The organism is Syntrophorhabdaceae bacterium (genome assembly GCA_036504895.1).
Classification (GTDB): domain Bacteria; phylum Desulfobacterota; class Syntrophorhabdia; order Syntrophorhabdales; family Syntrophorhabdaceae; genus PNOM01.
Genome location: DASXUJ010000073.1, coordinates 45,310 through 58,987, shown reverse-complemented (window position 1 = coordinate 58,987; position 13,678 = coordinate 45,310). Strand labels below are relative to the sequence as shown.

The following is a 13,678-nucleotide window of genomic DNA, read 5'->3' as shown; positions in this document are numbered from 1 at the left end:
CCATCATGAATGCTATTGCCCGTCCTGATACTTCATCGAGACAATAATCAGGCACATTCGTGATAGCCATCTCGAATTCCGTGGCTGCCTCAAGATCGGTCTTGTCGTAGCCGATAGCGATACCGGCCACTACCCTGCATTTCGAGAGAGCCGACAGGACTCGTCTTGTGAAGGGCTGAACCGATACTACGCCGATCACCGCATCGGCATCATGGGCCTGGGCGACGATCTCGTCCTCCGTCATCCACATCCCGTTTACCAGCGTCGCCCCGAAAGGGGAAAGCAGCTCATTCGCGAAATCGACTTCAGGAAGGGTGAAAAGGTTCACTACTTTCAAGCTCATATATTGCTCCTTTCTTAAAATTATTGAACTCCCCGCTCCTATCGAGCGCCCGGAACTACGATTACCGCGAGCCCCCGGAATTGACCCGTCTTGCCTCCCTGATACGCCCGACTTTAAAACGAACACAGGCCACGACCGTCTCATCCGACCCTCCCTTCCTCCCGGGCGGGCGGCTAATTAACCAGTTATTTAATACAATACGATTGAAGAATGTGTCAAGAAAAGTCTATTATTAGTTTCTCTGACAGGTTCTACCATCCTGTCCTTCGGCAGGTATTTGTTAACCGCTCGGTCAATTTATTTAAGCCACACTTGTATACATCCTTGCTCCCTGGCCTTCTATGTAAATGTACCGCTCTTTTTTTCCCTTGACAAGGGTCCCGGTATTTGATTAAACATACATTTAGTACACGGATAAAGCACTCATGAAAAAGCCGCGCCCGATACACAAAGAAAAACAAGAAATCGCCCGGACAAATGTAAATTCGGATGTGAGGGAAAGGATCGTGGCGGAGAGCATAAAGCTCTTTCTCAACAAGAGCTTCCGGGGCACTTCGATAAAAGACATTACGGAAGCGGTGAACCTTAGCAAGGGGGCCCTCTACTGGTATTTCGAAACCAAATCCAAACTCCTGGAGACAATCATAGAGAAATGGGAGCATGAGTTTCTCGATCCCCTCATCCAAAACGTATCAGGCCTCGATGGTGGCTTTCTCAAAAAATTCAAAGCCTTTCACAAATGGGTGTCTGAATTTCCCCGGTATCATAACCGCGAGCTATGTGTAACGGAAGCGGCCCTTTCCGCTGAGATGGCCGGAAGCGGAACCGAGGCGGAGAAAAAGATCAACCAGGTCCGCTCCAAATACCGTGTGTTCGTTGAAAGATTAATCGATGAGGGAAAGAAGGAGCAGCTTCTAAGGGAAGAGCTTGACAGCAGGGTTGTGGCCCATGCCATTATCGCCTTCCATTCGGGGACGCTTCTCGAATGGTATGCCAATGAAGATACCCTCGACGGCGCAGTCTTTGCGAGGACCTATAGAGATATGATTCTCCAGGGCATGCTGAAAGGGGCCGTCACTGACCTGGAAGTGAATGTGATCGTGAACAAGACAACGACTTATACCCTATCCCTGTGATGGGATGGCGGCGACAATTGTTGTTCCTATGAGTCAACTCTTTTAAGGAGGATCTCCCATGAAAGGAAGCACTGCAAAGAAATTTATGGCATTCACCCTCGTAGCCCTCTCTCTCTTCTGTTTCATCTCGACCACCGTATATGCACAGGACAAGGTTATAAAGCTCAAATATTCTACATTTTATCCACCGGTCCATAAGAACAGCGTCCTTACTGAGCAGTGGTGCAGGGAGATTGAAAAAAGGACCAATAACCGCGTAAAGATCACCTATTTCGCAGGTGGAGTTCTCACACCTGCCGCTCAGACTTATGACGGCGTGGTAAAGGGGATCACGGACATAGGCCAGAGCGTCGTAACCTACACGCTGGGAAGGCTGCCCATTACGGAAAGCATCAACCTGCCGCTGGGCTATTCGAGCGGCTACCAGGCAACCAAGATGGCCAACGCCCTCTATCAGAAATTCAAAGCAAAAGAACTTGACGATGTGAAGATCCTCTATTTCCACGCCCACGGACCCGGACTCTTCAGCACCAAGAAACCCGTTCTTAAAATGGAAGATCTCAAAGGCCAGAGGATCAAGTGCGACGGCGTGACCGCAAAGACGGTTGAGGCCATGGGCGCCCTTCCCGTAACTATGCCCGTCCCCGAAACTTACGATGCCCTGATGAAGGGTCTGGTAGACGGCATCTTGCTCCCCATGGAGGCGCTCAAAGGCTTCAGGCTCGGCGAGCTCGTCAAATCGACCTATGTGAACAGGGGGGCCGCATACAGCTCCGGCCAGTTCGTGGCAATGAACAAGGCGAAGTGGAATGCCCTGCCCCCGGATATTCAGCAGATCTTCATGAAAGTCAGCGAGGAATGGATCGAGAAGCAGGGAAAACAGTGGGACGAGCTCGATAAAGAGGGCCGCGAGTTTTCCATCGCCAAGGGTCTCAAGATCGTAAACGCATCGCCCGAAGAAGTGGAAAAGGCTTTCAAGAGAACAAGGCCCGTGGTGGAAGCATATGCCAAGGAGCTCAACAAGAAGGGTTTTCCCGGTGACGAGATAATAAACTTTTGCCTCAACTTTCTGAAAAACAACCCTTAAGAAACACGGCACGATAGCGCAGGTGATTATATGATTGAAGTGAAGTTTATCGGCAGAGGCGGGCAAGGTGCGGTCATCGCATCCCAGATACTCGCGAAGGTGTACTTTCACATGGGCAAATACCCCCAATGCTATTCCCTCTTCGGGGGGGAGCGGCGCGGAGCCCCCGTGGCGAGTTTTCTGAGGGTAGACGAGGAGAAGATCCTCCTCAAGTGCGAGATAAAAAGGCCTGATCAGATAATCTACATGGCCGCAGACCTCATCGACGAGAAGGAGATAATGGCGAACCTGAAACCGGGTGGTACGATCATCATCAATAACGCCCTCACCCGTGATGGTTTTGCCTCTCTGAGGAAGTTCAGGATCGCCCTTGTCAATGCCTTGTCCGTCTCCGAGGACTCCGGTCTCGGAAGCACAATCAATACCGCAATCCTCGGCGCGTACTGCCGGGCGAACCCCGATGTGCCCTTTACCTTTCTCGAGACGGCCATAAGAGAGACTGTGCCTGCCAGGATAGAAGAAAACGTGGCCGCCGCAAAAAGGGCATTCGACGTAACGGAGTTGCGCGAGGGGGTGCAATCTTGAAAAATAGACGCTCTTATGAACAGATCGATTTGAAAAGGATTGCCCCCTATTCCGATACCACCACGGAATCCTTTAAAACAGGCCACTGGGGTCCGCGAAAGCCGAAGTATGAGGAAAAAATATCGCCCTGCCGTGAGGCCTGCCCGGCAGGAAACGACATAGCCGGAGTGTTGGCAAAGGCAGGGTCGGGGGATTTTGACGGAGCCCTCTCCTTACTCCTCGCGGAGAATCCTTTGCCCGGCGTGTGCGGCAGGGTCTGTTATCATCCCTGCCAGACGAAATGCAATCGAGCGGAATTTGACCAGGCAGTGGAGATAAGGAGCCTTGAAAGGGCACTCTCCGACTACGGGTCCGTCACACTTCCGATTCAAAAGAACAAGAAACCAAAACGGGTAGCCGTGATCGGCTCCGGTCCCGCGGGACTGTCAGCCGCCTATTTTCTGGCGCGCCTCGGGCATAAAATAACACTGTTCGAACAAAGGGAGGAGCTCGGCGGGGTGCTCCGCTATGGAATTCCCCCCTACCGTCTTCCCAAGGACGTCCTGGACCGGGAGATCTCAAGAATCATAAATCTCGGGATAGAGGTGAAAACCAAAACAAAAGTAGATAAAAACCTGCTTAAAAAATTGCGTGCCGACTATGATGCCCTTTTTCTCTCAGTCGGCGCATGGCTGCCCAGGGGCCTCTTTTTGGAAGGTCCTCACGGGAAGGATGTGCTCAAGGGCCTCGACTTTCTTTCCAACCCCCGGGCACGTAAAACCGCAGCAGGCAAGAAGCGTATAGTGGTGATCGGAGGCGGAGACGTGGCCGTGGACGTGGCAAGAACAGCCTTGCGTCTTTCCGGGAAAGGCTCAACCGTCACCATGGTGGCCCCGGAGAGCCCTGGCAGCTTTCCCGCAATTCCCGAGGCCGTCCGGGAAGCCATGGAAGAAGGAATAAAAATGTACGGGGGATTTCGCCCCGCTGCACTCAATGGCTCCAGGAAACTTGAAAACATCACATTTTCAAAAACAAAAGTAATCAGTGACCTGGAAACGGGTCTTTACACGATGATGCCTGCCAGGGGCAAACCCCTTACCCTGGAAGCGGACCTCGTAATTTCCGCCATAGGACAGGTCCCGGAGACGAGCCCTATTTCTGCCGGGCTGCTGGAAGAAGACGGGAGCCACGTTTACGTGGACCGGTTCGGGATGACCCCGCTCGATAAACTTTACGCAGGTGGCGATCTTGTCAAACAGAGACCCGCGGTGGTGGATGCTATCGCCTCCGGCAAAAGGAGCGCCCTCGCCATTCACCTGTCAGACGGGAAAAAGGAGAAGACCATCTCTTCCATAACCCTCGGAAACGGGCCCTCTCTCTCGTTCCGGTCGTACCTGGCGCCGGACGGGGTGAACCTAAAGAAGACTGTGGAATATTCGCAGTTGAATACCCTTGTCTATCGTACAAGCACTCCGAATTACGGCGATACCCAATCTCCTGAATCGCGGGCGGCAAATTTCGCTGAAATCACCGCAGCACTAAAAAAGGAAAAGGCGATCGAAGAGGCCAAAAGGTGCTTCAATTGCGGACGATGCGTGGAATGCGATCTCTGCTATTTCCTCTGTCCTGATATCTCCATATTCAAAGGTCTTAAGAAGGGCTATGAAGTCGACAAGGATTATTGCAAAGGATGCAGTATTTGTGCGGTGACATGCCCCAGGCACGTGATCGAAATGGAGGAAAACAGATGAGAGAGCTGACTACCGGCAACTATGCGGTGGCCGAGGCAGTGCGCCTCGCGAGGGCCGAGCTGGTGGCCGCCTATCCTATAACACCTCAGACGCCGATTTACGAAAAGCTCGCCGAGATGGATGCCCAGGGCAAGCTTCCGGGTATAATGGTAAAAGTCGAATCCGAACATTCCGCCATGGCGGAATGTGTGGCCGCTTCCATGGCAGGAGTGCGCGTATTCACGGCGACCGCGTCCCAGGGACTGGCCCTGATGCACGAAATGCTCCATTTCGCCTCCGGAAACAGGACCCCGGTGGTAATGGCCTGTGTAAACCGCGTAATTGCGGCGCCCTGGGCCTTCGGAAGCGATCAGACCGACACCCTCGCCCAGAGGGATACGGGGTGGATGCAGTTTTATTGTGAGGACGGCCAGGAGGCCCTCGATACAGTCATTCAGGCTTACAGAATCGCAGAGAAGGCGCTTATCCCGGTTATGGTTATAATGGATGCTTTCTTTACGTCCCATTTCATGGAACCGATCGAGATACCGGAGCAGGCCGTGGTGGATCGTTTTCTGCCGGCCCCCAAGCTTCCGGAGAGGTTTGACGTGAAGCACCCCGCCTCCATCTCCAATGTGGTGAATGCGGTAAAGTACATGGAGTTCCGGGAACAGAGCTTCCGCGATATGGAGGGGGCACGGCCTCTCATAAAAGAGGCGGATGGGGCGTGGGGAAAACTCACCGGCCGCACCTATGGGGTGATTGAAGCAATACAGACGAAAGATGCCGAAATAGTCCTCGTCACCACCGGCGCCATGACGAGCAGCGCAAGGCTGGCCCAGAGGAAGATGCGGGAAGACGGGGTCCGGGTGGGACTCCTGAAGATAAAGGCCTTCAGGCCATTCCCTTATAAAGAGGTCCAGGAAGCAGTCAGCCACGTACGGAAAGTCGCGGTCATCGACAGAAACTGCTCCATGGGGAAAGGCGGCATTTTTTGCGCTGAACTGAAAAGCGCCCTCTGTAATCTCGATAAGAGGCCAAAGGTATGGGGATATATTGCCGGTCTTTCCGGCGCGAATGTATCTCCCGAGATGATCGAGGGAGTAGTGAGAAAAACATTGAAGCAGAAGAATCCGGGGGAACTCCCTGAATGGATTTCGGAGGAATGACCATGGCAGCGAAGCAGACTGAATTGACGGCCTTGACCGAGAAATTCCGGCAGGGTCACTATGCGTGTCCCGGATGCGGCGTGGCTATCGCCATGCGACTGGTACTTAAAGCCCTCGGCGAAAAGACCATTGTAGCAGTAGTGACCTCGTGCTCGGGCGTAATCAGTATGGCCTACCCCTTCACTGCCCTTGGAGTGCCCAATTTTCATACTGCCTTCGAGATCGGCGCCCCCACGGCGGGAGGCATTGCCCACGCCATGGAAATCAGAGGAAAGAAAGATATCAACGTGGTGACCTTCGCCGGTGACGGCGGCACTTTCGATATAGGGCTTCAGGGCCTTTCCGCCTCCTGTGACAGAAATGAGAATTTCATCTATGTCTGTCTCGATAATGAGGCGTACATGAATACGGGCATCCAATCAAGCTCGGCAACCCCCGCGGACGCATGGACCATGACCACCCCAACGGGGCGGCAAAGGAGCAAGAAAAAATTTATGGAAATTATCGCGGCTCACAGGATACCCTATGCCGCGACGGCATCCGTCGGCTTTCCCGAAGACCTTATGACCAAGGTCCTTAGAGCTAAAGAAGTCAGGGGCACCAGATTCCTCCATATTCTGACCCCTTGTCCCACGGGGTGGAGAATGAGCGAGGGCGACACCGCAAGGGCCGCCATGCTTTCGGTGGAAACCAGGCTTTTTCCGCTTTACGAGATCCGCGACGGCGTGGACTATACAGTCACTCAAGAGCCTCAGGGGCTACCGGTGAGCCGGTACCTGAAAATGCAGGGCAGATACCGCCATATGACCGATCAGGACATCTCACGGGTCCAGGAGGAGGTCGACGAGGAGTGGCTGCGGCTTATGTCCCGAGTTGCCCCTCCCTGCCGGCGGGAAAGGCAACAATCTTAATCACTATGAGCAGAAATCCTGCAGGACCGGAGAATAAGGCCCCTGCAGGGTCTTATTCTCCGGAAAGGACGAAGGCCGTGAAGAGAATAGTCGGGAAGCCTCGATCAGGCTCTTCTTCCCCTCGATAAAGGGAAATCGGGGAATCCCGAGGCCTCCGGCGCCCGGCACACGTTCCGGTAAGGAAGTATCAAAAATCACGGAGGTTGAGGATGAAACAATTTTTGTTGGCAGTCAAAAGACTCGATATCACCTGCCATACCATTGCCGGGATCGTGTTGGCTTTTATGATGCTCGTGACCCTGGGCGACGTGTTCATGCGGAATATCGGTCACCCTATCGTGGGCACTGTGGAGCTCATTTCTTTTTGCGGCTCCGTGGTCGTCGGCTTCGCGATCCCCTATGCGTCCTGGATGAAGGTACATGTCTACGTTGACATCCTGATCACAAAGCTCAATACCCGCAACAGGATGATCATGAGCGCCATGACGAGGGTCCTGGCTATCGCCCTTTTTATCTTTATCGGATATAATTTCATTCTCTACGGACTGGATCTAAAGAATACCCATGAAGTGAGCGCGGGACTCAAGCTCCCTTACTACCCCATACCTTTCGGCCTCAGCTTCAGTTGTTTCCTCCAGGCAGTCACCCTCTTTGCCGATTTTGTAAAGACCGTGAAAGGAGGCGACTATGAATGAGATAACCGTCGGTATTCTGGCCCTCCTGATACTCCTGATCCTCTTTCTCACCGGGATCGAGCTGGCCTTCTGCATGGCCATTATCGGATTTGCGGGCTTCGTCTATCTCGTCTCTTTCTCCGCGGCCTGTAATCTCCTCGTGAAAGACTTCTTCGACACCTTCACGTCTTACAGCTACACTGTTATCCCTCTTTTTGTCCTCATGGGACAGATCGCGTCAAATTCGGATATTGCGAAACGCCTCTATACCGCCTCCCATAAATGGGTAGGCCACGTGCCCGGGGGCCTTGCCATGACCACCGTGGCCGGCGCTACGATTTTCAAGGCCATGTGCGGCTCGACTCTCGCCACCGCTGCCACCTTCGCGGGGATTGCCATCCCTGAGATGGACCGCTATGGTTACAAAAAAGAGCTCTCCACGGGAGTGGTCGCTTCGGTAGGCACCATCGGCATGTTGATCCCCCCCACCGTGGTGCTCATTATATACGGCATCATAGTAGAACAATCCATAGGACGGCTCTTCCTCGCAGGGATTGTGCCGGGCCTTCTCATCGCCTTCTTCTTTCTGTGCGTAATTTATGGATGGGTGAAAATCGATCCGACTGTTGCGCCCGCGACCCCCAAGGCATCCTGGGCCGAAAGACTCCATGTATTACCCGAGTTTATCGTCGTGGCTGTCATCTTCACCGTTGTTATAGGGGGGCTCATGATAGGCGTCTTCAGCCCCACGGAAGCCGGCAGCATCGGCACCCTTGCGGTCCTTGTCCTTGCCGCGTGCAGAAAGGAGCTCACCTTCAGGGTACTCGTGAAATCATGGGACGAATCGCTGAGGACCGCGGTCATGACCCTTATGCTGATTGCCGGATCGGTGGTACTCGGCCACTTTCTCGCGGTCACGGAGATACCCTTCATCGCGGCGGACTGGGTCACGGGCCTTCCTATTCCTCGCTTTTGCGTGATGATCCTCATAATCATGGTCTACCTTGTAGGCGGCTCCTTTATCGACGACCTTGCTTTTATGATCCTTGCGACGCCCATTTTTTATCCTGCCGTGGTCAAGCTGGGCTATGATCCCATCTGGTTTGGCATCATGGTCGGCATCACCATTATGATCGGCGTAATCATTCCGCCGGTCGCAATCTGTGTCTTCGTGGTGAGGAATATCACGGGTGTGCCTTTCAACGTCATCTACAAGGGCGTTCTGCCCTTTCTCCTGAGTCTTATCGCGGCTGCCCTTCTCCTCTTTATCTTTCCCCAGATCGCCACATTTCTGCCCAATTTTTTTATGGGCTCCGGTGGCGGTTGATCCGCGGATAGGATGACTCTCGCGGGAGCATGGGTGAAGGAGGAATTTCATGGGAGCAATTGAAGAAGCAAATAAAAGGGCGGTCCTGGAGTTTTACGAGCTGCTCCTGAACAGGAAAGATTTCGAAGCCTCCAGGAGATTCATGGCTGACGGGTATATACAACATAATCCCGCGGTGGGCGACCGCCCCGAAGGACTGAAAACATTTGTCGCCTTCCTGAAGGAGAATTTTCCTGATCAAAGAAACGAAATCAAACGAGTCATCGCAGAGGGCGACTACGTGGTCCTCCACGTGCATGCCCTGCGTCCCCCTGAAACCATGGGACGGGTCATTATTGAGATATTCAGGCTCCGGGAAGGAAAGATAGAAGAACATTGGGATGTAATACAATCGATTCCCGAGCAGTCAGCGAACCCGAACGGGATGTTCTGATCCTACACTAGATGAGAGGGACCGTGGGGTGTGATACATGCCCGGTTCCCGATTGGAGGAAGACATATGAATTTTATCGATCTTAGCGGCCGGGTAGCTCTAATTACCGGCGCAGGGAAAGGAATCGGCGAGGCGATCGCCGAGAGGTTCGTCGAAGCCCGCGCTGCAGTCGCGCTTGTCAGCCTTCACGGCGCCCGGGAGGCGACCGAGAGGCTAAAGTCCAAAGGGGCCGATGTGGAGGCCTTTGCATGCGATGTGTCGGACCCGAAGGCAGTGAGGGAGACGGTCGATGCAGTCCTCAAGAGATTCGATCATATCGATATACTGGTCAATAATGCCGGTGTGGGGGGAGAGATCGCCCCGGTGTGGGAGGTATCCGACGAGGAATGGAACCGGGTAATATCGACCGATCTGTCGGGGGTATTCTATTGCTGCCGAGCAATCGTCCCCCACATGCGAAGCCGCGGATGGGGAAGGATCATCACCGTGGCAAGCGTGGCCGGAAAGGAAGGGAACCCCAATATGGCTCCCTATAGCGCGGCCAAGGCCGGCGTAATAGGATTTACAAAATCATTGGGGAAAGAGGTCGCAAAAGATAACATCACGGTGAACGTCATCACTCCCGGCGTAATTAAGACGGGATTGGTAAACGAGCTGACCCCGGAGCAAGCAAAGTATCTCATTGAGCGCATCCCTATGGGAAGGATCGGCAAGGCCGAAGAGGTGGCTGCCATGGTCCATTGGCTCGCTTCCGACGATGCCACTTTCAGTACAGGGGCGGTTTTCGACCTGTCAGGAGGACGCGCCACATATTAGAAAGAACACCTTGGATACTGGACGGGGACAGACATCTCATGCAAGGTGTCTGTCCCCGTCCAGTCTGTCTGCCATGAATTACTCACGCGTGTGTCCGGCCGAAAGCCTCCATACCCATTCTGACCGTCGCCGCCTTGCCGGGAGCCGTCATTTCCACTTCTTCATAGGACCCCACATAGGCAGGGAGCACACTCTGATGCATCACGTAAGGCGGGAGTGCACAAGTAGTATAGAGGGAAACCTTCAAAACCGCAGCCTTTCCCTTCCCCGCGCCTTCGACTATTGTCTCGATCCGGTAAAAACCATCTCTTTCAGGAACAGCCGAGAAATATGTTCCATTGTCGCCCATATGGACAGGAACGGATGAGCCGTTTGATTCCTTCAGGGAGAACTTCGCAGGGACAGCTCCTTTTGCGGTCCTGGTCCTGACGATATATTCTTTGTCTTTGTGAAGAAATACATCGAATGTGAACGAACCGTTGCCTGTGAACTCTTTCTCGAAACTCTGCAGAGACCGCTCCCTCATTAAAACATTTCTCACTGCTTCGCGTAAACTTTTCATACCTATTCCTCCTCTATGAATTGTATTGTTTTATTCAACGGAGGCATTGTTCTTGCGCCTCATGCGCGAACCGGCAGAGTACCCGCACCTCTTGCTTCTTCCTGTCCGGATCTGCTCTTTCTTTTTTTCCCACCACATGATTGCCCATTTTGATTCCCCTTCGTAGGGAAGCCTCCATATGCCTTCGGTCCGGACGAGATGATCGTCCAGAAAACGCCTTATTCTTTCTTCTTCTCTCAGGGTCAGGTCCTCGAACATCCACTTCTGTGCTTCCAGGGCTTCCTCTCTGTTGGCCCATCCATCGGACTTCTTCTCACTCACAAATACAATGTTTGCAAGGATGCCCAGATATTTGTGGATGACATCATAATAAAGCGAGGTATAACTCGGACCCATATCGAGCTTTCGGCCCGCCGCCTCATATATGCGACGATCGAAAGGCCCGTCTCCCACTGTTGCCGAGACGACAATTTTCCTTCGTGCCCTTTCATCCAATCCCACAATCATTCCGGGCAGATCTTGATAAAGTGCCGCTCCCGATGCAACGACCACATCGCATTCGTCAATGCGGTCCCACTCATGATCTTTTCCCTCATTGGGAAGAAAAGACAAATTGGTTATTCCCTGTTCGAGGCAGTACCTTCGCGCGAGATCGGTACTGCGATGGGAAAACCCTGCGACAATAACGCTTTTGACTTTTCGAGCCAGCGGGATAGCCATGTCGCCGCTTGCGCCCCCTATATCCAATACAGTCCAATCGGGATCAGCCACGATCACCTTGAGGAGGCCTTGCGCGTATTCGGTTCCCCCTGCCCGTGTCGACAGATCCGGACTCTTCCCTTTGCGGAATTCCGCCCCGTCGACCAGCCCAAGCCGGCTGACCGCACTGCCGTGGTCGTGATCGGCGATAAGCCTTGCATCCGGGGGGTTCCCACGTTTTCTGACGCTCTTGCCCCCTTTCATCTCCGACATCAATGGACCGATCGTCCTTACCTGCCCGATCTCTTGCATTTTGCCTCCTTTTCTCGGAACCCTGACGAAACGCCACGGGTCAGGATCTGTAACGCGAGCTTCCGAGTGCCTTCCATATGGCTTTTGCGTGAAATTACGGCCTTACTTCTCTCAAGATAGGCGATTCCCAAAAAGACGGACCATATGACCTGGGCGAGTGCTCGCGGGTCGCACTCGACAAACACCTTCTCCGCCACTGCATAGCCGACTATCTTGTGCTGAAGCGCAACCACCTTCGAACCCACCTCGTGAAGAAGGTCACGTAATTCCGCAGGGAGGTTTCCGATCATCTCGCTTTGATGAAAATATTGCCAGGCCGTAAAAGCTATGGGGTCCTTCTCATAAAACTTCTCGAAGCTGTCCCACAATTTCTCCAGTAGCTGGTTTTTTACCTTTTCACGGTTCTCATATACATCTTCGAGGAGAAGGGCAAAGTAATCGGCATTCGCCACTATTGCACTTATTAAGATCTCCTCCTTGCTTTTGAAGTAGAGATAGAGGGCCGCCCTGCTTAATTCCGCACGCTCCGCTATCTTTTCCATGGTAATGGCGTGGTATCCTTCCTCGTCATATATGGCCATTGCCGCATCGATCGCCGCCTCACGCCTTATCTCCCGCTCTCTCTTTCTCCGCTCGGTTAATCCCATTTGGACACTTCCTTTATATGTTAGACATCATGTCTATATTCTAGATATGTTGTTTAGTCATGTCAAGTCTTTTGTCTCAAAATGTTTCTCTTTTTAACCAGGTTTTTAGTCGGCACAGAAGCAATGCACGGGGTTTAGCAAAACGATGATAATGAAGTCAGGAGGTTACGTAAATAGTCGGTCGCCCGACATTTATTTCAAAAGATCACTTTTTGACAGAATTTCGTAGCAAAAAGCGCAACAAAAAAGAGGCTCTGTCGAGCCCCTTTTTCTATCCGGTCCCTTTGACGCGATGACCGGGACGAAAATATATAGCTTCTATCGTAATTGCCTTGATGCGGGCGTCTGGCCTCCCTGTACGCCGAGTCGTCCACCGGTCCCCAATCCTCCTTTGACTTCCTGGGCCCGGTAACTGCGTACCACTCTCACCAGTTTGTTATAAGAATCCATGAAAGCAGCGGTAAGTATTTTTCCCTCGGGTGTACTGGTGTATCCGCCCATGCCGCCCCCTCCACCGCTACCGAAGGCCGCCCCCGCCAGGGAAAAGTCGAAATTCTTTGCGCTCCCTTCCGCGGCGGCGAGTTGGATACCGGAGCGGTTGTCAACGAGTAAGAGGGTGGTAGAAGCTTCGTTCGATTTAAAACCACCCGCCACTGCGCCCACTACCTTGCCCACAGAACCGAAAAGTCCGCCCAGTGCTCCCCCCACACCACTCGTCCCTTTCTGGCTGAAATTTATGGAAGGACTCATGGTGTAATCGGCAGCTACCATCTGTCCCTTACCAAAGCCGCTACCCTTCCTCATCTCGCCACTCTGCTCCAGCGCCCGCTCCTGCATTATATTCTGCATTGCCCGGCCACGTTCTACTATCACGAAACAGTTCGACTGCTGGACCATCATCCTCAGCACGGGTATGGTAGAGCCGAGTTTATACTGAGAAAGATTCGCGTACCAGGGAGCAGTCTGGTCCTCCACCACCGCCATGGTACCGAGTGTCTCATTGCATCGTTCCAGCTGAGTATTTGCTCCTTCCGATGTCGCTCCCCCTGCCGATCCCCCGGCAGTGCTGTTGGCGCCGCCCAGAGTCGGATCCGTAGCCCATGAGCCGGTAATGCCTATTGCAGCGGCCAAAAAGAGGCTCATACAGAATGTGCCGACGTGCGTGCTCCAATTGATTCGCTTTCCCCTCATCATTTCCTCCTCGTGGTGCGATTCCATACAATACTCTTCCAACAATACCGAACGATTTAGCCCCTTCTGTCCCTCCC

Annotated in this window: 15 protein-coding genes; 10 read left to right on the top strand and 5 right to left on the bottom strand. The window is 53.1% G+C overall.

Features of this window, described 5'->3' with window-relative positions; translation table 11 throughout:
* On the bottom strand, positions 1-343 hold a 343-nt coding region (locus VGJ94_10175), incomplete at its 3' end, for a hypothetical protein (protein HEY3276976.1).
* 425 nt (positions 344-768) lie between these two features.
* On the opposite strand from VGJ94_10175, the gene VGJ94_10170 reads away from it, so the two are divergent.
* From VGJ94_10170 to VGJ94_10125, 10 genes are all read left to right on the top strand, one after another.
* Positions 769-1,479: a TetR/AcrR family transcriptional regulator gene (locus tag VGJ94_10170; GenBank protein ID HEY3276975.1), complete on the top strand. Its 711-nt coding sequence runs from the start codon at positions 769-771 to the stop codon at positions 1,477-1,479.
* Positions 1,480-1,537: 58 nt separating this feature from the next.
* The gene (locus VGJ94_10165) at positions 1,538-2,566 is read left to right on the top strand and encodes a TRAP transporter substrate-binding protein (GenBank protein HEY3276974.1); all 1,029 of its coding nucleotides are present in this window, start codon (positions 1,538-1,540) and stop codon (positions 2,564-2,566) included.
* Positions 2,567-2,596: 30 nt separating this feature from the next.
* Complete coding sequence (locus VGJ94_10160) at positions 2,597-3,151, top strand: 2-oxoacid:acceptor oxidoreductase family protein (protein ID HEY3276973.1); 555 nt, start codon at positions 2,597-2,599, stop codon at positions 3,149-3,151.
* Complete coding sequence (locus tag VGJ94_10155; protein HEY3276972.1) at positions 3,148-4,881, top strand: FAD-dependent oxidoreductase; 1,734 nt, start codon at positions 3,148-3,150, stop codon at positions 4,879-4,881. Before VGJ94_10160 ends, VGJ94_10155 begins: the two co-directional genes overlap by 4 nt.
* Positions 4,878-6,029, top strand: a complete 1,152-nt coding sequence (locus tag VGJ94_10150) for a hypothetical protein (GenBank protein ID HEY3276971.1) — start codon at positions 4,878-4,880, stop codon at positions 6,027-6,029. Before VGJ94_10155 ends, VGJ94_10150 begins: the two co-directional genes overlap by 4 nt.
* Positions 6,011-6,940 (top strand): thiamine pyrophosphate-dependent enzyme, encoded by a 930-nt coding sequence (locus VGJ94_10145; protein HEY3276970.1) that lies wholly within the window; start codon positions 6,011-6,013, stop codon positions 6,938-6,940. The genes VGJ94_10150 and VGJ94_10145 overlap by 19 nt, the downstream gene beginning before the upstream one ends.
* 209 nt (positions 6,941-7,149) lie before the next feature.
* A complete protein-coding gene (locus VGJ94_10140; GenBank protein ID HEY3276969.1) occupies positions 7,150-7,635 on the top strand; it encodes a TRAP transporter small permease in 486 nt (161 codons plus the stop codon).
* A complete protein-coding gene (locus VGJ94_10135) occupies positions 7,628-8,941 on the top strand; it encodes a TRAP transporter large permease (protein ID HEY3276968.1) in 1,314 nt (437 codons plus the stop codon). Before VGJ94_10140 ends, VGJ94_10135 begins: the two co-directional genes overlap by 8 nt.
* Positions 8,942-8,990: 49 nt before the next feature.
* Complete coding sequence (locus VGJ94_10130) at positions 8,991-9,374, top strand: ester cyclase (GenBank protein ID HEY3276967.1); 384 nt, start codon at positions 8,991-8,993, stop codon at positions 9,372-9,374.
* 66 nt (positions 9,375-9,440) lie between these two features.
* Positions 9,441-10,190, top strand: coding sequence for an SDR family NAD(P)-dependent oxidoreductase (locus VGJ94_10125; GenBank protein ID HEY3276966.1), 750 nt, complete (start codon positions 9,441-9,443; stop codon positions 10,188-10,190).
* Positions 10,191-10,272: 82 nt separating this feature from the next.
* On the opposite strand, the gene VGJ94_10120 is transcribed toward VGJ94_10125, so the two are convergent.
* The 4 genes from VGJ94_10120 to VGJ94_10105 form a co-directional block, all read right to left on the bottom strand.
* Positions 10,273-10,752: a hypothetical protein gene (locus VGJ94_10120; GenBank protein HEY3276965.1), complete on the bottom strand. Its 480-nt coding sequence runs from the start codon at positions 10,750-10,752 to the stop codon at positions 10,273-10,275.
* Between the two features lie 30 nt (positions 10,753-10,782).
* A complete protein-coding gene (locus VGJ94_10115; GenBank protein ID HEY3276964.1) occupies positions 10,783-11,763 on the bottom strand; it encodes a class I SAM-dependent methyltransferase in 981 nt (326 codons plus the stop codon).
* A complete protein-coding gene (locus VGJ94_10110) occupies positions 11,742-12,410 on the bottom strand; it encodes a TetR/AcrR family transcriptional regulator (protein ID HEY3276963.1) in 669 nt (222 codons plus the stop codon). The genes VGJ94_10115 and VGJ94_10110 overlap by 22 nt, the downstream gene beginning before the upstream one ends.
* A gap of 318 nt (positions 12,411-12,728) precedes the next feature.
* Positions 12,729-13,601, bottom strand: coding sequence for a CsgG/HfaB family protein (locus tag VGJ94_10105; protein ID HEY3276962.1), 873 nt, complete (start codon positions 13,599-13,601; stop codon positions 12,729-12,731).
* Positions 13,602-13,678: the final 77 nt, after the last annotated feature.

What these genes read in the sequence shown, in the direction of transcription:
- VGJ94_10170 (HEY3276975.1), top strand. Translation starts at nt 769, where the DNA reads ATGAAAAAGCCGCGCCCGATACACAAAGAAAAACAAGAAATCGCCCGG.
- VGJ94_10165 (HEY3276974.1), top strand. Translation starts at nt 1,538, where the DNA reads ATGAAAGGAAGCACTGCAAAGAAATTTATGGCATTCACCCTCGTAGCC.
- VGJ94_10160 (HEY3276973.1), top strand. Translation starts at nt 2,597, where the DNA reads ATGATTGAAGTGAAGTTTATCGGCAGAGGCGGGCAAGGTGCGGTCATC.
- VGJ94_10150 (HEY3276971.1), top strand. Translation starts at nt 4,878, where the DNA reads ATGAGAGAGCTGACTACCGGCAACTATGCGGTGGCCGAGGCAGTGCGC.
- VGJ94_10145 (HEY3276970.1), top strand. Translation starts at nt 6,011, where the DNA reads ATGGATTTCGGAGGAATGACCATGGCAGCGAAGCAGACTGAATTGACG.
- VGJ94_10140 (HEY3276969.1), top strand. Translation starts at nt 7,150, where the DNA reads ATGAAACAATTTTTGTTGGCAGTCAAAAGACTCGATATCACCTGCCAT.
- VGJ94_10135 (HEY3276968.1), top strand. Translation starts at nt 7,628, where the DNA reads ATGAATGAGATAACCGTCGGTATTCTGGCCCTCCTGATACTCCTGATC.
- VGJ94_10130 (HEY3276967.1), top strand. Translation starts at nt 8,991, where the DNA reads ATGGGAGCAATTGAAGAAGCAAATAAAAGGGCGGTCCTGGAGTTTTAC.
- VGJ94_10125 (HEY3276966.1), top strand. Translation starts at nt 9,441, where the DNA reads ATGAATTTTATCGATCTTAGCGGCCGGGTAGCTCTAATTACCGGCGCA.
- VGJ94_10120 (HEY3276965.1), bottom strand. Translation starts at nt 10,752, where the DNA reads ATGAAAAGTTTACGCGAAGCAGTGAGAAATGTTTTAATGAGGGAGCGG.
- VGJ94_10115 (HEY3276964.1), bottom strand. Translation starts at nt 11,763, where the DNA reads ATGCAAGAGATCGGGCAGGTAAGGACGATCGGTCCATTGATGTCGGAG.
- VGJ94_10110 (HEY3276963.1), bottom strand. Translation starts at nt 12,410, where the DNA reads ATGGGATTAACCGAGCGGAGAAAGAGAGAGCGGGAGATAAGGCGTGAG.
- VGJ94_10105 (HEY3276962.1), bottom strand. Translation starts at nt 13,601, where the DNA reads ATGAGGGGAAAGCGAATCAATTGGAGCACGCACGTCGGCACATTCTGT.